This is a genomic window from Prochlorococcus marinus str. MIT 0919, from assembly GCF_027359375.1.
GTDB lineage: Bacteria > Cyanobacteriota > Cyanobacteriia > PCC-6307 > Cyanobiaceae > Prochlorococcus_D.
On sequence record NZ_CP114779.1, the window covers coordinates 142663 to 162891 of the forward strand.

General features: G+C 34.1%; 20 protein-coding genes. 11 read left to right on the top strand and 9 right to left on the bottom strand.

Annotated features, from left to right (window positions below; genetic code table 11):
- Positions 1-65 precede the first annotated feature (65 nt).
- Positions 66-1283, bottom strand: a complete 1218-nt coding sequence (gene stpA / locus O5635_RS01015) for a glucosylglycerol 3-phosphatase (RefSeq protein ID WP_036903272.1) — start codon at positions 1281-1283, stop codon at positions 66-68.
- Between the two features lie 210 nt (positions 1284-1493).
- Between stpA and O5635_RS01020 the strand changes: the two genes are divergently transcribed.
- The 6 genes from O5635_RS01020 (at position 1494) to O5635_RS01045 (ending at position 7898) form a co-directional block, all read left to right on the top strand.
- Entirely contained in the window at positions 1494-3014 is a 1521-nt protein-coding gene (locus tag O5635_RS01020; RefSeq protein WP_036903269.1) for a hypothetical protein, read from the top strand.
- A 13-nt stretch (positions 3015-3027) separates the two neighbouring features.
- The gene (locus O5635_RS01025) at positions 3028-4185 is read left to right on the top strand and encodes a phosphotransferase enzyme family protein (protein ID WP_269607681.1); all 1158 of its coding nucleotides are present in this window, start codon (positions 3028-3030) and stop codon (positions 4183-4185) included.
- A gap of 98 nt (positions 4186-4283) precedes the next feature.
- Positions 4284-4988: a hypothetical protein gene (locus O5635_RS01030; protein WP_036903266.1), complete on the top strand. Its 705-nt coding sequence runs from the start codon at positions 4284-4286 to the stop codon at positions 4986-4988.
- A 31-nt stretch (positions 4989-5019) separates the two neighbouring features.
- Positions 5020-6348, top strand: a complete 1329-nt coding sequence (locus O5635_RS01035) for an O-acetylhomoserine aminocarboxypropyltransferase/cysteine synthase family protein (RefSeq protein ID WP_036903263.1) — start codon at positions 5020-5022, stop codon at positions 6346-6348.
- 17 nt (positions 6349-6365) lie between these two features.
- The gene (locus O5635_RS01040) at positions 6366-7259 is read left to right on the top strand and encodes a homoserine O-succinyltransferase (protein ID WP_036903260.1); all 894 of its coding nucleotides are present in this window, start codon (positions 6366-6368) and stop codon (positions 7257-7259) included.
- An 81-nt stretch (positions 7260-7340) separates the two neighbouring features.
- Positions 7341-7898, top strand: coding sequence for an alpha-ketoglutarate-dependent dioxygenase AlkB family protein (locus O5635_RS01045; protein WP_036903258.1), 558 nt, complete (start codon positions 7341-7343; stop codon positions 7896-7898).
- Between the two features lie 51 nt (positions 7899-7949).
- On the opposite strand, the gene O5635_RS01050 is transcribed toward O5635_RS01045, so the two are convergent.
- From O5635_RS01050 to O5635_RS01060, 3 genes are all read right to left on the bottom strand, one after another.
- Positions 7950-8228 (bottom strand): hypothetical protein, encoded by a 279-nt coding sequence (locus O5635_RS01050; protein ID WP_036903256.1) that lies wholly within the window; start codon positions 8226-8228, stop codon positions 7950-7952.
- A 122-nt stretch (positions 8229-8350) separates the two neighbouring features.
- Complete coding sequence (locus O5635_RS01055; protein ID WP_036903253.1) at positions 8351-9928, bottom strand: SulP family inorganic anion transporter; 1578 nt, start codon at positions 9926-9928, stop codon at positions 8351-8353.
- 31 nt (positions 9929-9959) lie between these two features.
- Positions 9960-11240, bottom strand: coding sequence for an FAD-binding protein (locus O5635_RS01060; protein ID WP_036903250.1), 1281 nt, complete (start codon positions 11238-11240; stop codon positions 9960-9962).
- 92 nt (positions 11241-11332) lie between these two features.
- On the opposite strand from O5635_RS01060, the gene O5635_RS01065 reads away from it, so the two are divergent.
- Entirely contained in the window at positions 11333-12454 is a 1122-nt protein-coding gene (locus O5635_RS01065) for a sirohydrochlorin chelatase (protein ID WP_269607685.1), read from the top strand.
- A 390-nt stretch (positions 12455-12844) separates the two neighbouring features.
- The gene (locus O5635_RS01070; RefSeq protein WP_036903247.1) at positions 12845-13144 is read left to right on the top strand and encodes a DUF2811 domain-containing protein; all 300 of its coding nucleotides are present in this window, start codon (positions 12845-12847) and stop codon (positions 13142-13144) included.
- Here the strand turns inward: O5635_RS01070 and O5635_RS01075 are convergent.
- Positions 13125-14774 carry a GMC oxidoreductase gene (locus tag O5635_RS01075; protein ID WP_036903244.1) on the bottom strand — a complete coding sequence of 550 codons (1650 nt, stop codon included), beginning with the start codon at positions 14772-14774 and terminating at the stop codon, positions 13125-13127. The two genes, O5635_RS01070 and O5635_RS01075, sit on opposite strands and share 20 nt — an antisense overlap.
- Before the next feature lie 120 nt (positions 14775-14894).
- Entirely contained in the window at positions 14895-15197 is a 303-nt protein-coding gene (locus tag O5635_RS01080) for a hypothetical protein (protein ID WP_036903241.1), read from the bottom strand.
- Between the two features lie 165 nt (positions 15198-15362).
- On the opposite strand from O5635_RS01080, the gene O5635_RS01085 reads away from it, so the two are divergent.
- Positions 15363-15845 (top strand): pentapeptide repeat-containing protein, encoded by a 483-nt coding sequence (locus tag O5635_RS01085; protein WP_036903238.1) that lies wholly within the window; start codon positions 15363-15365, stop codon positions 15843-15845.
- Between the two features lie 22 nt (positions 15846-15867).
- Here the strand turns inward: O5635_RS01085 and O5635_RS01090 are convergent, their stop codons facing one another.
- The gene (locus tag O5635_RS01090; protein ID WP_036903236.1) at positions 15868-16263 is read right to left on the bottom strand and encodes a hypothetical protein; all 396 of its coding nucleotides are present in this window, start codon (positions 16261-16263) and stop codon (positions 15868-15870) included.
- A 9-nt stretch (positions 16264-16272) separates the two neighbouring features.
- A complete protein-coding gene (locus O5635_RS01095) occupies positions 16273-16773 on the bottom strand; it encodes a VHS domain-containing protein (protein WP_036903234.1) in 501 nt (166 codons plus the stop codon).
- A gap of 187 nt (positions 16774-16960) precedes the next feature.
- Here O5635_RS01095 and O5635_RS01100 point away from each other — a divergent pair, with 187 nt between their 5' ends.
- Positions 16961-18007, top strand: coding sequence for an NmrA/HSCARG family protein (locus O5635_RS01100; RefSeq protein ID WP_072013283.1), 1047 nt, complete (start codon positions 16961-16963; stop codon positions 18005-18007).
- Between the two features lie 445 nt (positions 18008-18452).
- Positions 18453-19529: a glycosyltransferase gene (locus tag O5635_RS01105; RefSeq protein WP_036903230.1), complete on the top strand. Its 1077-nt coding sequence runs from the start codon at positions 18453-18455 to the stop codon at positions 19527-19529.
- Positions 19530-19602: 73 nt separating this feature from the next.
- Here O5635_RS01105 and O5635_RS01110 read toward each other — a convergent pair whose 3' ends face one another.
- A complete protein-coding gene (locus O5635_RS01110) occupies positions 19603-19911 on the bottom strand; it encodes a hypothetical protein (RefSeq protein ID WP_036903228.1) in 309 nt (102 codons plus the stop codon).
- Between the last annotated feature and the right edge of the window lie 318 nt (positions 19912-20229).

Consider the following 20229-nt stretch of genomic DNA (forward strand, 5'->3'; position numbering starts at 1 on the left):
CATGTTGCTACATGTTGGGAATTGTATAATGTTAAGTTCCTATGGATTTAAAACTAGGAAACTTCCTATGTATTAAATTTCTCATATCTTCTTTTCGCAAGATTAATAACCCACTCTATATATTCATTGTGCCCACCACTCATTATAACATCAAATTTTAATGGATCTTCTGCATCAGTAATACCCTCAAGACTTATACTAGAGGATGGTCTCTCTACTTCTCCATGACTGCTATCAACAAATATAATCTTATTCTGAGTTTGAAACTCTTCTCCTAATCTTTGAATAAGAGTAAGAAAACCTCTATCACTGCCACCTCTCAACCATTTTCTCTCTGATGAAGATTTGTTTGAAGTAATAGTATCTCCAACTCCTATAATCGTAGGCATAAATTTCTTGGGTATCTTGTTAATTGCCTCTCTAACACATTCTTCAACATTGTCAGGTGCAAACCTAACATTATAGTTTTCGCCAAAAGGAGATCTTTTATAAACTTGTTGGAAAAATTTGTTTAATAATACAAGTAAGCCTGCCTCTTTCAAAGCACCATTTATTATAATTTGAATATCAGTTGTGCCAATATCTCCAGATTTTGAATATTTAATAATCTCTTTTTTTCCATTTCTACCGAGATTAGGTGAAATATGTAGATGAAATGAATCCTCTAAACCTTTATGCTTTGCTTCTTCCATAACTTTTGCCATTACAGACTCCATAGCTTTTTGTAATTTGATTTGCATGTCAACCTGATTAGGCACGAGATTAAATAGCGAATTTAAATTTATAGCTGGTGAAAACCTGGTGTCACATATTGCTTTCTCCGCTTCTTTATGTAAATCATTAGCATCTAAGGATGGCATTAAAATATTTAACTCTTGATACATTAATTTTTTCATTGTTCTGGGTATCTCCTCCAAGAAAAATTTTTCTTCTTCACTTATTCCCTGACAACTACTTTCACCAAATTTATTTTGATATTCAACACCACAGGCAGCCAGACCAGGGAGATAAAGACCTTTTTCCTTGGCGCCCTTTTTAGAACCTATTGACCTTTCAATTATCCTATTCACCCCTCTGAAGCCTTCATGTTCCCCACAGGTTAGAACAGCAAATTCATTCCTAAATTTAGATACAGCTTGCACATAGTCTTTGTTTATTACTCTTTTGAGGGGGTCTTTAACTAATGGAATACAAACTCCATCAATATCTTGAACTATAAGAATATATTCTAATCTTTGAAGTTCTCTCAGGAGAGAGAGCTTCTTCTTCTCTTTGACTTCCATCTTAAAATACTACTTAAGATTTTATTGATGTAAGTATATTAAAGCCTTTTCTTAGACCGATATCTATATGTTTCATTATGATAGTTACCAAACTATAGTTAAATCTTAACTATTCTCTTCTGACATGCTAATGATTTATTATCAATTTTTAGCTAAAATAGTAAAATGCACTACCTTGATCTAAAAGGATTTAATTGAGCTTGATATTGCATGAGAAACAATTTTTTTGTTAATTCCAAAGACCCAGAATTAATTGCTTTAAGGCTAAAGCAATTAGAAGAAGGCAAAATAGGTTTTTATAGTGTTGGCTTGTATCCAGCTTCGCTTGCTTATAATTCTGCAATTCATACAGGTGGAGAAGATATTTTATTGGCTCCAAGGGAAGGACGAGATATTATGGGAGCTTTTGATGATTCTATCCTTTCGGGAATGGAAGATAAATACATAGACAAAGTTATAAATATGTCAACCCACACTGAACTACAAGGTTCAGTTATTAACTCCCTAGAATATTTATTCTTAAAATGTGAATTAGTTATCTTAAGTGCTAATAGTAATCATATAGAAGAAGATCTTATAAAAGCTATCGAAATTCGCAAGAATCTAAGCAGAGAAGAAGTTGTCATAGCATGTCTAGTAGGTTCATTTTGCTATGAGAAATCCTCATCTAAAGCATATTTACTTTGCCAAAAAGAGACAAACTTGGCTTTTTTTTCAGGTTTTCATAGGCATGGCGCTTTACGCAATCCAAGAGACAGCTTTACAGCAAATTTTTGTCATCCAGATGCTTTTACTGCCTTGTTTGGAGCTAGGTTGTTAGATAAAATTTCACCAAATATTCAGGTTGTTTCAGGTGTTCATAATTTAGAGGGCCAGTATGTTAAGGCCTCTAAGAACATGTCTTCAATTTTTGCAGGATTTGCTCATACATTTCATAAGGATAATCCAGGTTTGTTGCCTACATTGCTTACCTTGCTTTTAGATCAATGCCTAAATCAAGCAGCAATTGTTTCCATGAGTAGGCCTGATAGAAGCTCTTTATATTCCAAGCAGCCATTCCCGATAACTGAACTCGGTTATGGAGTGCAATTAATAGAGGCGGCTGTTATTAGAGACGGTGACATGCAGCAAGTGAGAGATCATACTTTCTCTCAGTTAACAGCAATGGTTGCAGATGTTAAAGGAAGCATGATGCTCCCCCAGGCTGGAAGCCCAACTCGCAATTTTCAAGTTGGTCAGGTTTTAGCTCAGAAGCTATTTGCACTTAAGCGTTGCCCTTTAGATATTGATGAGCTTTTTAATTGGTGTGATGATGCAGGCCTTAGGCGCGGTGGTTTAGAAGGTTTGACTTCTTTGCAATATTTACCTGAAATCCTTAAGGCTTATTTAATACCCTTTCAAGACTCTTCAATGATAACACTTTTATATATAAGTATTTTTGGCAGTAATGACTGTAAAAAGCTTGCTTACGAAGTCTTAACTGAAAGTAGAGAACTTATAGCTTATTGCAAAGAATCAGTAAAGCTATCTCAAGGTCAATACCTTTCTAAGCTATTAGATAATGCTCATATCGAAAAATCCAAAAATATTATTGTTAACTCTATTTTGAATAATTCTTTTTCATTGCTTGAATCTAATGATTATTTTATTGATTTAATTCCAGATGATATATCAAATGCATATAGTCATTCAGTAGAATTAATAAATATTATTCAAGCCGAATTGTTTTAAAGTCTTTTAATAAATGATTGATAATATTTACTTTAGCCATGATCAATTGCAAGAAATAGCTTCTTACTTTTGTGAACATAATGTTATATTTAATATAAAAAAGCTTAAGTCTGGAAATATAAATAATACATATTTAGTATCGCCAACACCTAAAGATAATAATAGTAGTTTTATTTTGCAATTAATAAACCCTTTGGTTTTTCAAAAACCAGAAATGATTATTGATAACTATTTAATATTCTTGGATATTATTGATAACCATATTGATTCATCTTCAAATCCTACTTCTTCTGATTTTTTACTTTTCCCTGAACTATTACCTAATTTAGATAATGGTAAATATTTTCTTAAATATAAAACAAATATTTGGAGGGGCATTCATTATATACAGAATACGCTTACCATTGAATCAATTACTTCCACAAGACAAGCAGAGAATTTGGGAAATTCTCTTAATGTATTTCATAGATTAACTAGAGAATTTCCACTAGATAGACTTTTTCGAGTTATAGAAAATTTCCATAATATTGATTATTACTTATATGAGTATGATCAAATGCATAATTCTTCTCAACTGAAATTTATATTACAATCTAACTTGTTTGTCAGAGTTAGTAAAATAGCAGCCTTTATTATAGAAAATCGGACTAAATATACAAGTTTAGTTGAATTGGGTAAGAAGGAAAATCTATCTTATGGTCTAATACATGGGGATACAAAAATAACCAACTATCTTTTCAATAAATCAGATGAATCCGTTAAATCTATAATTGATCTTGATACCATTCAAGAAGGGTACTTGATCCTTGACCTTGCTGATTGTCTTCGTTCGATCTGTAATAAAGTAGGCGAAGACACTTTGAATATCGAGTTAGTAGACTTTGATTTAGACATCTTTGAATCCTTTTTAAGAGGATATATAGCCTCCCCTGGCCAACGTTTGAATTCGGCCGACTTAATTCATATACCTTATTTTGTTTCCTATATTTGCTTTGAACTTTGTTTAAGGTTTTTTACTGATTTCCTAAAGGGGAGCAATTATTTTAAAGCTGATTTCTCAACCCAAAATTTGCTTAGAGCTGAAGTGCAAATTAAATTGCTTAAACTGCTTGAGATGAAAAATGACTCGTTGATGAAAATTATAAATGGATTCAAGAATCTCTTTCAGTAGTCAGCTTACCCAAACTTATTTCCTAATATGACTTAAATATGTACATTCATCTTCTTTTCCTATTACTCTTTATAAGATAAACATTTTCTCTTTTAGCAGTGTCAAAGGAATTAACTCACAGAGGTCATGAACTTAAAGAGCTTGGTTGGTCTGAGCAAGATATTTTTCGTTATATCGAGCTTTGGGATTATAGACAACGTTGGGGAGCTATAAATCTCGAAAGAGATGATAGGCTATTTTTACGCAAAGCCGAATCCGCTCTACCAAAGATCCAAACGCAAAAGGTTTCAGTAAAAAAACCTTTAAAAGAAAAGAATTATTACACTAGAATTCTTTTTTTCTTAGATACCATGAATACCATGGAGAAAGAGTTAGATGTCCCTAAAGGTACAAAGGGTCTTTGGACAATATTGCTTGAAGAAGAGTTAAGACTCCTAGATTACTTTCAACCTGTTTTAGGCTTGCCAGATACTCTAAAAGCCAAAGCTTTCAATCCCTTTAGAGAGCAATTTATTTCTTCTGCTCTTGAGAGTTATAAAAAAGATACAGAGATGAGAGAGTTTGATTTTAATGTATTAACTTCTTCTTTAGAAGAAAAAAGTAATAAGAAGTGCTTACCTCTTAGAGAAGATAAATATATTAATGAAAAATCATATCCTCTTATAAAAAAAGATAAGGTTGAAATCTTAAGGAAACAAGTAAGAGAGCAATTCGCACCTTTAGTTAGGACTACCCTTCCTTCCTTATCAGAGTCAGATAAACCTAATCCTCCAGAAGATTGGATACCAGAATCAAATTCTTGAGCTAGAAAGGAATATAGATAGCTAAAACTCATTGACATCTCATCATTTCGAAACTCTTCAGTTACATGCTGGACATGAACCCGATTCTGTAACTAATTCAAGAGCTGTACCAATTTATCAGACAAGTTCTTATGTTTTTAATGATGCCGAGCACGGTGCCAATTTGTTTGGCTTAAAGGAATTCGGGAACATATATACCCGTCTAATGAATCCAACTACAGACGTTTTTGAGAAACGCATTGCGGCTCTGGAAGGGGGGGTCGCTGCTGTAGCCACTTCTTCTGGTCAGGCAGCTCAGTTTTTGGCAATTAGTAATTGCATGCAATCAGGTGATAACTTCGTATCCACCTCATTTCTTTATGGAGGTACATATAATCAATTTAAGGTTCAATTCCCAAGGTTAGGAATTGAAGTGAAGTTTGCAGATGGAGACGAAATTGATAGTTTTGAAAGACAAATTGATTCAAAAACCAAAGCAATATATGTTGAATCTATGGGAAATCCAAGGTTTAACATTCCTGATTTTGAAGCACTCGCTTCTTTGGCCCAAAAATATAATATTCCATTAATTGTTGATAATACACTTGGTGCTGCTGGAGCATTAATAAGACCTTTGGATCATGGCGCTAATGTTGTTGTTCAAAGTGCTACTAAATGGATTGGAGGTCATGGAACCACTCTTGGAGGTGTGATTGTTGATGGAGGAACCTTTGATTGGGGTAATGGAAAATTTCCCTTAATGAGTGAACCAAGTGCCGCTTATCATGGTTTGGTCCATTGGGATGCATTTGGTTTTGGTAGTGATATTTGTAAAATGTTAGGCGTCCCTTTAAGTAGAAATATTGCATTTGCCTTGAGAGCAAGACTTGAATGTCTCAGAGATTGGGGGCCTGCATTAAGTCCTTTCAATTCGTTTTTGTTGCTGCAAGGATTAGAAACTTTAAGTTTGAGAATTGAAAGACATTGTTCTAATGCTTTATCATTGGCCACTTGGCTTAAAGATCATCCAAAAGTCTCCAGTGTTAGTTACCCAGGTTTAACATCAGATCCATATCATCAGAGTGCTAAGAAGTATCTTTCTAGGAGAGGAATGGGTTGTATGTTGATGTTTTCTCTTAAAGGTGGATTTGATGATGCAGTTTCTTTTATCAATTCTTTGAAACTTGCAAGTCATTTAGCAAATGTCGGTGATTCAAAAACTCTTGTCATACACCCTGCCTCAACAACTCATCAACAACTTTCAGCTGAAGAGCAAGAATCTGCAGGAGTTTCTCCTACAATGGTTAGGGTCTCTGTAGGTCTAGAACATATTGATGATATAAAGAATGACTTTCAAAATGCTTTAGCTCAAGTTAATTAAACTCTGGAGACAACTATATGGCTCTAATACTTCCACGTAGTTATCATAAAATCTCTTCTGTAGAGAAGAATCATATTTCATGGATAGAGCCTGAACTTGCGGAAAGACAAGACATTAGACCTTTAAGGATTGGCATCCTAAATATTATGCCTTTAGGAAAACAGTATGAGTTTAATTTATTACATCCACTTGGCCTTTCACCACTTCAAATTGAACCTATTTGGATTCGTTTGACCTCTCATAAATATAAAACCTGGGATATAAATCACTTGGATAACCTTTATATTGAATGGGAAAAGGCCATGAATCCAGTTCCATTAGACGGATTAATTATTACAGGCGCACCAGTAGAACACCTCCCTTTTGAAAAGGTTGATTATTGGCCAGAGCTTGTAAATCTAATAGAAGATGCAAGGGAAAATTGTGCTAGTACATTAGGCCTTTGTTGGGCTGGTTTTGCCATGGCATATATGGCTGGTGTTGATAAAAAAGTCTTTGAAAAAAAATTATTTGGAATCTATTCATTGAAAAGTCTTGTGCCGGGACATTCTATTATGGGTACGCAAGATGATAATTTCATTTGTCCACAGAGTCGTCATGCAGGGCTGCCTGATTCAGATATGGAAAATGCTCAAAGAAATGGTCTTTTAAGATTATTAGCCTACGGTGAAAAAGTAGGATATACAATTTTTGAAACTACTGACCAAAAACAATTGATGCATTTAGGTCACCCTGAATATAATGTCTCACGGTTAATATCTGAAATGGAAAGAGATAGACAAAGAGGTGATGTTCCGCCTCCTGAAAACTTCAATCCTGAAGAACAATATACTTCTTGGAGATCTCATAGAAATTTACTTTTCCAACAATGGCTTTGGTTTTGTTATCAAAGAGTCAGTTTGCAGTACTGAGAAACTGCTTAGAAAATTCTATAAATTAATAAACTATTTTAATTAATAAAATATTATTACCTTCTAAAATATATTTTACCTATGAAATACCCATGGATATATATACCCTCCTGGATGAGCGAGGATGAAACGTACATTTGGAGGAATTCTATTATTAATAATTTAGAATTTTCAAGACCAATTGTTCAAGTTTACTCTAAGAGATTTCTTGTTCCAAGATTAACTTCATTTATTGCTGATCAGCCTATTAAATATAGATATAGCGGAATGGACCATATTGCTAAAATATGGCCCAAATGGTTTATGCCATTAGTTCAAAGCCTTAATAGATATTGCCAAACAAATTTCAATGGCTGCCTTATAAATTTATATAGAGATGGTAATGACAGAATGGGATGGCACTCTGACAATGAAAAAGAACTTGACAATGAAAAATCAATTGCTTCTCTTTCTTTTGGTGCTTCAAGAGAATTATTTTTTAAAAATAGGAATAATTCTTTTAAAGAAAGCCTTCTTCTAAAAGATGGCGACCTGCTTTTAATGCATCCAGAATGCCAAAGGAATTGGCTACATTGCTTGCCTTCAAGAAAGAAGATTAAAGAATTAAGAATTAACCTAACTTTTCGATGTTATAAATAAGAGAAAACAGTAAATATTAACTCTTTAAAACTAGTTTCTTTATATGGGAGATTAAGAAGTTGGCTCGTTATTTGATGATTCGGCTTTACTAGCTTCTTCTGCTTTGGCTTTGGCTTCAGCTTGAGCTTTTGCTTCAGCTGCTTTTTTTGTTTCAGCCTTGGCTTTTGCTGCTTGAGCCTCCTCTAGAGCTTTCTTCTTGGCAACTGCTTCTATGCTTTTTTGATGGTTGTAGCTTTTTGATGTTTTACCATCAAAGAATTTTAGTATGGTTATCAGAATAGGTACATGCGCAACACCGCCAGCTATGACCAGTGCTTCATTGTAGGCCATAATTTCAATAGTAACTAGCTGTAATTCTACATATAAAAAGTATGCTATTTAGTTGTAGTTATAAAATGTTTTGTTGTTCTTTATATAGCTTTACTTTTAAACACACTTTTGAGCTTTATTTTTTATCCATGAGAAGGCTCTTGTCCTCCTAGTCTTTCAAAAAGATCTAAACTTTCCTTATTAAGACCTATAACCTCAACTTTAGATCCTCCAAGACCAAGCTTTCTAATTATTTGATCAAGAGCAGCTACTCCACTTTGGTCCCATATATGTGCATTTGACATATCAATAGTTACTTTCTCTGGGTGATCATGAGTGTCAAAGCCTTGTGCAAAATATATTTTACTTACAAAAAATAATTGCCCTGAAACCTTATATAAAATTTCTTCTTCATTAATTCTCTGCGATGTTACACTTATAACTTTTGCCACTTTTCTGCTAAATAGTATTCCTGCCAGCGCTACACCAGCAATAACACCAAGAGCAAGATTATGTGGAGTTGTTAACATCGTGACCGAAAATGTCATCAACATTACAGCAGTATCACTTCTGGGAATTTTTTTAATATTTTTAATACCATTTGTATCGGCTGTACTTATTGCAATTGTTATCATTACAGCAACAAGAGCAGCCATAGGAATTTCTTTTAGCCATTGCTTACAAAGTAATATCAATATAAGAAGACTTATTCCCGATGAAAGTGTGGAAAGTCTTGACCTGCCACCATTTTCAGCATTCATTACTGATTGCCCTACAAGTGCACAGCCAGCCATTCCTCCAAATAAAGAAGAAATTATATTTGCTATCCCTTGTCCACGGGCTTCTATATTCTTATTAGAATTTGTGTCAGTTATATCATCTAAAATATCTTGTGTAAGAAATGTTTCCATCAGTCCTACTAATGAAATTGCAAGAGCAGTTGGAAGGACAATACCAAAGGTTTCAAGATTAAAAGGAACCTTCCCATTTGAGATTGATCCAAAAGGGATTGAAAAAGATGGCAAACCTGTTGGTAATTGGCCTAAATCTTTTACAGTTGGAATGTCTAGGTTAAGTCCTATAGATATTATAGTTAATACTAATATAGCAATTAACTGTGATGGGATTACTTTTGTTATCTTAGGTAGTCCATAAATAATAAATAGGCCAATTAGAACTAAAACCCACACTATAGGTATTTGCATCCCATGAGGTAAAACGTTATTCACATTTTCGGTATGAATACTTTCCCCATAATGGAAATTCAGGCCTAACTGAGGAAGTTGGGCTTGAAAAATTAATAACGCTAATGCATTTACAAAACCGCTGAGAACTCCTGTTGGAACAAATCTCATTTGATATGCCAGTCGTAAATATCCCCATAGGATTTGAAAAACCCCAGTTAATAATCCAGCAGCGATCAAATATGAAAGTCCTAGACCTTCTCCTTGGGCATTCCCTGTGGCAACTACTCCAGTCATTAAAAGTGCTGTTGAACCAGTCGCAGAGGTAATCATTCCAATGCGCCCCCCCACCAGAGCGATTGTTATTGACAAACAAAAAGCACCAAATAGTCCTACCTCAGGATCTACTCCCGCTATCCCTGAGAATGCAATTGCCTCTGGAATCATTGCGAAAGCGACAACAAGCCCTGACAAAATGTCTTGTTTGGGGTTTTGCAACCATTGTTTAATTAATGATTGATTGTTCTTCTGCGGCATTAAAACATTTCCTCTCTCTTGAGACCGTATATCAAAGAGGTGGCAAAATTTCTTTTGGATCAAAAGTTGATTTTATTTGCCGTAGTTCTGGAAGCCAATTTTTAAAAGCGCAATTTATTTCTTTTGCATGCCAAGGCAGATGATTATGAAGTTGGGCTAGATGAATTCCAGGGCAATAAGGCTCTAGTTTTTCCCATACATTTTCCATCCAAATGATGGCTTGGTCTCTTTCTCTTTTATTATTAGGTTCCCAAGATCCATTTATCCATGGCTTCCATGCTGATTCTCTATGTATAAAAGATGTCAAATTTTCAGCATTATTTATAGTTGACCCTCCTAATTGTTGAGCCGCTATGTAACAGAATTTGTTTGGTCGATTTCTTATCTCCTCTTCTATCATTTGCACCAGAACATAAGAATGGCCCTTAAGAGAATTACTCAGAAGGCCAAGAACTTCTGAATAATATCTACTTATTACTTGATTATTTGAAATAGGTAACTCCATACCTTTAAAAGTAGATAGGCCATTTATTTTAGAAATTTTTAGATCTGATGTCTTCGGTAACTCCTTTACTATTATTTTCATATATTCTAATTCCTCCTTATTACTTACTTCAATTATTGCTAAACCCTTTATATAATCTGACCATATCCAGTTAAAGCTCGCATTATCAGGCCATAATTCAGCTTTTTCTATGATTTCTGCAAGTTGGTTGGAACTTATAGATGCCTCCCAAATATATATTGAATTAAGTTCATATGTTTTTAGTTTTACTTGGGTAACTATTGCTAGGAAAGGAGCAGCTCCACATAGACCTTTCCATTGTTTTTTCTCTAATTTACTTGAGTTTTGATCTGGTTTTATAATGTTGAATTTTTCTCCACCACCCCAAATACCATTAATTTCCAAAATATTATCTATGGCTAAACCATATTTCCTACTTGTAGGACTAATACCACCGGTTAAGATATATCCAAACCCTGTCAAACCTGATAAACCTGTTGGGAAGCTCCTGTTCTTGCTTTTCAGAAATTTTCCTAAATCTTGCATTCTTGTGCCTGGTTCTATAACAACTTCTTTCTTAAAATCAATATAATCAATTTCGGTATAATTTTTTCGAAAGTCGATAGTTATATGTTCCTTTGCGGCACATCTACTTGAAGTGCCACCACTACATATCATTAATGGCTTTTTACAAAATTTATCTTTCTTTAAGTTTTCAATGAAATCATCATCAATATAATCAATTATTCCTTCTATATCATAGTCTTCTGCTTGTGTGTTAGGAACATTTAGTAGCTTTTTAATCATTTTTCAATAATGCTATATGGAATACAAGAAATTTTGAAATTAGATTTTAATCTCTAATCGCGATAGATTAATAGATAGGTATTTTTGTTTTTTTGGCTCCCTCAGCTTTAGGTGATTTTGATTCTAATATTGGCATTTTGATTGTTGGTCATGGCAGTCGAAATAATTTGGCAATAAAGGAGTTTGCAGAGCTTGTTTCTCAGTTGAAATCTTTGCTTCCAGGCATCACTGTTGAATATGGATACCTTGAATTTGCAAAACCTGTAATTTCAGAGGCTTTAGACCGGCTTAGGAATAAATCAATTAAGAAGGTTATTGCTATACCTTTAATGCTATTTGCTGCAGCACATGCAAAAAATGATATCCCTGCTCTGCTTAATTCATATTCACTTGAGCATGACTTGGAAATTTGCTATGGACGCGAGTTGGGAATAAATAATTTGATGATTGGGGCAGCAGGTCAAAGAGTTTCCGAAGCAATTAGCTCTTCTTCTAATAATTCTTTCCCAATAGAAAAAACACTATTAGTAGTTGTTGGAAGAGGCTCTTCTGACCCTGACGCAAATTCTAATGTCTCTAAAATTACAAGGCTTTTAGTGGAAGGTATGGGTTTTGGCTGGGGAGAGACAGTTTTCTCAGGAGTTACATTCCCATTAGTTGAACCAGGGCTAAGGCATTCACTTAAGTTGGATTTCCCCAGGATTGTCGTGTTCCCATACTTTCTTTTCTCTGGGGTTCTTGTAAGTAGGATAAGAAACCAAACGCTTATGGTTGCAAGGGATCATCCCACGTTTGAATTTTTAAATGCAAAATATTTAGGCAGTCACTATTTAGTCCTAGAGACAATATTGGAAAGAATAAACGAGGTTCTGAATGGAAATAATTCTATGAATTGCTCACTTTGCAAATACAGGTCAAATTTATTGGGTTTTGAGCACGAAGTAGGATTCCCCCAAAAAAGTCATCATCACCATGTTGAAGGGGTTTCAGATGGATGCATTCTTTGCGAAGAAGAATGCACAGGAGAATGCGAATTAAAAGTTCCACCAAGCAGCCATGACCATGACCATGACCATGACCATGACCATGACCATGACCATGACCATGACCATGACCATGACCATGACCATGACCATGAACGAATGCCTTATCCAAACTCAGAGCATCCACTTGGTCCTGTCACGCTTCGCCATCCAAAGCAAACCAAAATATGAAGAGAATAGGTATAAATGCCTGCCTCACCTGTCTCTTTCTTGCATGCGTCGCAATGGACTCGTTAGTTATAAGTATGACTAATCTTTTATTTATAAATGATTTCCCCAGCCTCTTCCACAGATAATTAGGGGTTTTCCACGAGTATTTTCGCAAGAGACCTTTAAAACTGTTCAGCTGTGGTTTTTAGAACAAGTTTCAATGATGCTTGACATCCTTAGAAATTTTTTTTTTTGCTCAGTTGATATTTTGCTTGTCATCTAAAAAGCTTGTAATAACAATCGTTCTTATTCAGTCTCCCTTGTCTCGCTAATGTTTTTTTTATCTTTGACGCATGAGCCAACTTTGAGGATCCTTGATGGAGAATTTTTTTAGAAGCACTTTTAAGTTCAATGGAATTAAACCAATTGGAAAGCTTGACTGAAGTATCAGATGCACCTCTAGAAAGCTTGACTGAAGTATCAGATTTATCTCTTCCTGAAATTGAGATAAACGAATGTATAAGTATTGAGACTGAAATACCTGAGGCGCTATATCAAGGCATGAAGGAATTTATTGGCGATAATCCCAATTGGGACCAATACAGTGTTATGAGTTCTGCTTTGGCAAACTTCTTATTCCAGAGCGGTTGTGATGATAGGAGTGTGACGGAGAGATATCTAAATGATTTGTTTAAGCTTTCAAATCCTTAGTGGCTTGAATACATGCTCTTCTTGTGATTGCCATCATTGTCAGAGTAGGGCTTTGCCAAGATGAGGTTGTCCAGCATGAACCATCTACCACAAGTACATTTGAAAAGTTCCATAATCTATTGAAAGGATCTAAAACACTAGATGAAGGATTTTCACCCATAGGTGCTCCTCCAACTTCATGTATGTAGTACCCAGGAGGAGGAGGCGCTTTTTGAATTGCCAAAGCTTTATCCATGATTGGACTAATAAAAGGCATCATCACAAGCTCTTTTAAAGGAAATATTTCACCGCCAGCAGCTGAGATTGTTCTTTCTATTGTTTTATTTATATGGTTAACCATTTTTAATTCGTTCTGTCGCCATTCAACGTTTATTTTTGGAATGGGGATGCCCCACTTATCAAGTTTATTTGAGAGAGTAACCTTATTCTCTTCATATGGAAGTACCTCTCCATGACCAATTAAAAATCCAATTTTTGCATTAGGACGCTTTTTTAATATTTCCGGAGGTTCGAATCGACCTATGGCTCCCCAAATACCGTAACCTCTTATGAAATCAATTTCATTATGGGGGTCTAATTTGCTCCCAAAAGGAATAAAAAAACTACCAGCTCCAGAAAGCGGAGTATTTGTTTTGTATATTTTATTAGGAGTTGAATTTTTATTTGAAAATGAGAAAAATCTACAGCTAGAAATATGGTCCATCAAGTAACAACCTAATTTCCCAGATTCATCTATTAATTCTTTTTTAGAACACTTTTCTTGTGAATTCAGTAGAAATCTTAAGCTCTGAATAGTTGAACCACACAAAACTATTAGTTTCCCTTTCAGTATTCTCCTAGAAAAATTTTTAACATCTACTACTATTATACCTTTGGCAGACTTTTCTGATTTTTCTATTATTAAGGAATCAGCTATATGGTTTGTAAGCAATTCTACTTTTCCAGTTTCCAATGCTCTTTTCAATGTACTTCCTAAGCTGCTTGATCTAGGCCAATGATTATTTGCAACGGAATGAACATCAAAACCTCTAGAGTGGATTACTGGATAACCGAGCTTTGATCTCACCTCTTCAGCAAAAAATGACTCTTCAGGGGTAAAAGGTAAGTTGTTAATAAAATTTCCATCTGGTATCTGCTCTAGACCATCTTTACTTCCATGTACTTGAAGAAGATTCTCTAATTCATCATAGTGAGGCTCTAGGTCTTTATAACCGATAGGCCATTCTGAGCCAAAACCATCCTTGGTGGCTGCTTTAAGATCATCATTGGAGAGTCTGAGAGTAATTCCTCCCCAAGTAAGACTTCTTCCACCTACTTGTCTTCCTTGAGTCCAAATAAAAGGTTTTGATGCAGGGTGAAAATAAGGATTATCTTTTTCATTCATATATAAAGATGGATTAGCTTTCCAATAGCCTGGGTGTTGGATTTGTACTCGATGTTTTCCATTTATAATTCCTAAAAACCTTTTTAATGTATTTACTGGCTCTGCACCCATGGCCTCTTTGAGAGTGAGTTTAGGACCAGCTTCTACTACTAGAACTCTTATGCCTGCATTGGCTAGTGTGAGGGCAGCAACACCTCCGGTAGCACCCGAACCAATCACTATTGCTTCGTATTGATGTTCAATCACAATTTATATGCGGGATTTACTGCTGACCTTTAAGGTTATTTCTATGGTACTTCTTATTAAATAATCCAAGAACAATTTTATAATAATAAATCACTTTTGCTTAAAAACACTTAATTCAAATTAGCTTCTCCCTAGCCAAGATGGTGCACCCATGAACCAGTCTCCAAGATCTTCTTGATCTGGTTTGTAATAAGAATTTGGTTCAGATGAACATAAATCAAGGTTTTGAATTAAATCATCTACTGAATCTCTACTTCTATCATCTAATTGCATCCTTTGAGCACGCCTTAACCAAGAACTAACTGATTGATCTTTATCTGCAACTCTTTGAACTAAAAGCCTTTCCTCGAGGTTTATAGATTCTCCACGAGAAATTCTGTTCAGGATATCTTTTAATTCTTTAAGAGTTGATGGGGAAAGCATCTGAAGTTTTTTTATAGTTTTAGCGGATCCTTATGTAATTGTTAACAAGATTTATATATTTATTTCAGATTCTTTAGTAACTAGTTATGTTGTAGTCAAAATTAAATACCTGTATTGTGCTAATGAAGCTAAAAATCGATTAGCTTCTGTAAAACTGTTGCTTTCATGATAAATAGATTCTTTTGCATTTTCCTGATTTTATTTTTATTCATACCGTTCAAGCCCGTCTTAGCCCTAGAGAATGATTATGGGAAGCAGTCTTTGGTAGGAGCTGACTTTTCTAATACTGACCTTAGAGGGGCAACTTTTTATCTAACTAATTTGCAAAATGCCAATCTTTCGGGAAGTGATCTAGAAGGTGCCAGTCTTTTTGGAGCAAAGTTGCAAGATACTGATTTGAGTAACGCTAATTTGCGCAATGCAACTCTTGATTCTGCCTTTTTAGAAGGCACTAATTTAAGCAATGCTTTCCTGGAAGACGCATTTGCATTTAGTACTCGCTTTAAAAATGTCAATATATCTGGAAGTGACTTTACTAATGTTTTAATAACTGGAGAAGAACATAAGTATCTATGTTCAATAGCAAATGGAGTAAACCCTGTAAGTAATAAAAAAACTATAGATACCCTTGACTGTAATACTCAATAGATAAAGATAGTTTCTTTCAAATCTAAGAAGCATATAATTTCTTTTTATATGTATTATTGTTGATTCCTACAGGCCAACCTAGTAAACTTAGAATTTTTAAAGTATTTTTACTATAATTATCATCTAGGATTCCAGAATCAGGAACTGTCTCTTTGATTGTTATTTTAATTAAGTCATATTCCCTTTTTGTTCCAATTCTTTGATCTACTAACTCATAGTTGATATCCTCTTTAATGATTTTGTTAAGACTGTGGATATTATCTGCATAACCAATTCTTATCATATCCTTGTCTTTAATATATAGGCTATATAAAATTACATTGTTTTTAGATTTTTTCTTGTTTCTATATACGTTTATATGTGCAATGCTTTGCATTACAGGTTTGATTAAGGCTCTTTGATATAACTGATATTTCATTGGTTTTGTTTACCTTTCTACAAGAATAGATTCGTAATTTTCCAATGCATTGTTTATCTCGGCCAATGCTATCCTTCTCTCGCATGCTATGTCATATCTTTTCATGGCTGCTGAAGGAATTGATCCCTTGCTTTGAATTGCTCGCAAACCTGTTTCTAGACATTGCAAAGCAACACTGGAAAGATCTCTGCCTTCCGCAGCCGCCCAAGCTTTCATTAAATAATTCAGACTTGCAGGAATTGAGACTTGAAGTTTATAAGAATTGGGAGTGCTAAGTGATAAATCATCTAAGGAGTTCTCTATTTTTACAAACTCATTTTTTATAGTTCTTTTAAGACATTTAGCTTTTTTCTCTGCTAAGTCTTTTTCATTGGTTTCAAGAGACGCTTCGAGAGAATAAATCTCTTTCTCGGCCTCTGCTACTGCGGCTAGAGCCCACAAGGAAATTTCTTTAGAAAGAATAGTGCTACCAAGCCACTCTTCCTTTGATTTTTTCCAGCTTCTTTCCATAAACGAATCGAGCTATTTTAATTCTATTGGATTCTAATTAGATTGTCCATAGAGTCTGTATCCATTCTAGCCAGATGCCAAAATATTTTACGCTTAAAGGCTCTGGGGATGACCGTTGAAGGCGTAAAATATGATTTCGCGGTTCCGTTATATTCCCTTTATATTTTAGGCTCCTTTCTCTTTGCAGGTGCCCTCAGGTTTAGGAAACAGGCTTTATAGCCAAAACGATTACAAGAAAACTGAAAAGCCATTAGCGAAACCAGTTGTTGTTGTAACTATGGCTACAGGCCTTCAGGGAAAAGGAGTTGTCAAGCATTTAGCAAAAACAGATGCTTTTAGAATTAGAGCATTAACTAGATATCCTTCTTCTAAAAGAGCTAAGAAATTATTGGCTTATCCCAATGTGGAATTAGTCAAAGCAGATTTATTAGAAAGAGATACTTTGGACAATATTTTTGAAGATGCTTATGCAGTATTTGGGAATACAACTCCAACAAAAGGGTGGAGATTATTAAGAGGAAGTATTGTTAGAGATTATGAAATGATTCAAGGCAGAAATCTTATAGAAGCTATTAAAAAATCAAAAGATAAGGGATCTTTAAAGCATTTTGTATTTAGTTCTATATGTAAAGGCGCAAAAGTTAATGATTTAGTACCTGCTCCTGGACATTTTTTAAATAAGTGGGAACTAGAAGAGTTTATTGCTGAAGCTGGTCTCAGTAAAATAACAACAATTCTTAGACCAGTTAGTTATTATGAAAATTTTTATATTGATTTTCCTGGTTTAAATATAAATAATGGTACGTTTGCTGGTGTTGTTGGACCTGATTTCCCATGGCAAACTATCGCTGTTGATGATGTAGGAGCATGGACAAGAGCAGCATTATTAAAACCAAGTCAACTTTTGGGACAAGCAATTAACCTTGCAGGTGAAGATTTAACTGGAAATCAAATGGCAGTAGTACTTCAATCTTTAAAAGAAGATTATAGGACGAACATTACTTATTCAATGATTCCCAGGAATGTAATCCGCTTAATAGAGCATGATATCGCTACTATGGCTACTTGGATAGAATCCTCAGGATATGGTGCTGATTTGCAACGGCTCAAGAAATTGGCTAGAGAATTGGGTGTAATTATCACACCCTTTTCTGCTTGGTTGCATAGAAAATTTTTAACTAAAAGAGTTGAAGTAAAAAAAAACAAAAAGCTTTTTATAATTACGCCTAGTTAAGAATCCTTAAGTATCATTATCTTTAATTAGATTTAGTATTTTTTTAGATAAGATTCGAATACTTGAGTAATAATCATGAATAAACTTAAATGATCTATGCACAAATGATTTTATGAATAAATACATTAAACACTTGATTTATTTACTTTGTTGGCTCCTTGGTTGGTTTTTAATGGCTTCTATTATCAATAAGGGTTTTATTCAAGTTAGTTTGTATATGCAAGGCAGTAAAGCAGAGCAAAGCACATTTTTTATTACATCATTGATATTCTTTTTGGGTAGCCTTTCTCTGTATAATGAGGTTTTCAAGCAGAAATAAGTTAAAGCCAATTTTAATCATGAGAGCTCTTTCTAGGTTTTATAGAAATAAAAGCTCGCTAGACTATCAATTTAAGTGACCTTTATGTACATCTTTTTTTGAAAAATTATGCGAAAAAACATCTTGATGATTACCTCTAGCTCCAATGGAGGTGGCCCTAAACAATTATTTAACTTAGCACAGGAGCTTTCCAATACTTTTGATATTAATGTTGCTTGTCCATCAACATATTTATATATAAATGAATTAAAGAAAACTATCACTGGAAAAATAATTATTATTAATGAGCGAAAAATTGCCTTCTTAGATATTCTATCTATAATTAAATTTATACTTATTAATTCAGTTCAAGTAGTCCATTCACACGGAAAAGGTGCAGGCGCTATTGCTAGACTAGTTAAGGTATTTACAGGCGTAAAACTAGTTCATACTTTTCACGGTATACATGTAACAGGTAAGGATTATATTCCTAGGACTATTTATCTTTTATATGAGAAAATTACATTAAAGCTTAATAATTATAATATTTTCGTATCTAAATCAGAGCTTGATATGGCTGCAAGTTATAACTTTCTACCTAAAAGAAATATTAAAATCATAGCTAATGGTGTTGCTGTTCAAAATACTCCCTTGTCAGGCTTTTTCCTTAAAGAACATATTAGGCATTCCATATTAAAAGATATAAAAAAAACAATAGTAATCACATCATCAAGGTTTGTTGAAGTTAAAAATTTATTTGAGTTTATAGAGATAGCCAGCTTAACTCCTGAAATGATTTTCTGTATGTTAGGCGATGGACCATTAACTCCGGCAATAAAGAAAATAATTGCCAATAGAAAAATTAGAAATATTGTTTTGACGGGGTATAAAAATAATATTATTGATTACTTGAAGTCTGCAGATATTTATTTAACTACTTCTTTCAGGGAGGCACACCCCTTGTCAGTTTTGGAAGCAATGTCTGTCGGTCTTCCTATTGTTGCTTCTAAAGTTCCTGGTAATATTGATACTATTTCTCATGATTCCTCAGGTTATTTCTATGACCTTGGAAATATAAGTCAAGCTATTAACTACTTAAGGAAAATTTCTAATGATTATGAATTAAGAATGAATTTAGGGAAAAATGCTCAGATTATCCAAAGATGTAATTTTTCTATTTCTTTAATGTCCAGAAATTATAAAGATATTTATAATAAAATATAGGAATATATCTAGTATTTTATTAAGATATAAGTGTTTTAAATTTAATCACTAGTTTGATAAGCATTAGTGATTATCAGTAAGAATCTAGGCCTGCAGCAAAAGGGAAGACTTGATCATCGCCCAAGTCTGGATAAGTATTAATTTCCTCCTCATTTATTTTTTGATTTTCCTCTTCTATAAAACCCGTCTTAGGGCCACTAGGTACTTCTTTCGAATCGCTATCAGCAACTACTTTTGAGGCCATCTCTTCGAAAGCACCTACATTTTCAACCCAACCAAAAAAAAGAATTGTACTAACAAGTAATGAGTGAAATAGAATAGATGCAACCTTAGTGACTTTTTGAATCACCGCCGTTTTATGGAGTTGAATAGAGTTCTTCATTTTGCCTCAATTGCAGCCTATCTCTTAATCTAAGCAATTAATGCTCTTTCTGTGCCTTTTCTTAAAAGGTTTTGAGCTCTTTTTTCAAAATTATCCTTTTTATCGATTGAACTTCCATAGCTGCAATGAAAATCACATTACTTTTAGAAGCACTCAGTTATATTGAGGATCTATTTTAATGCTTGAACAGACTTTTTGTAATAAATAAATGATTCGAGACTTCTTATGTCATTCTTCCGCATTAAGGTAACTTGCCAGTAAATTGATAGAGACCTGGCTAGGTTCATCCCTTTGTTATTGAAATTTTTTCCTGCACAT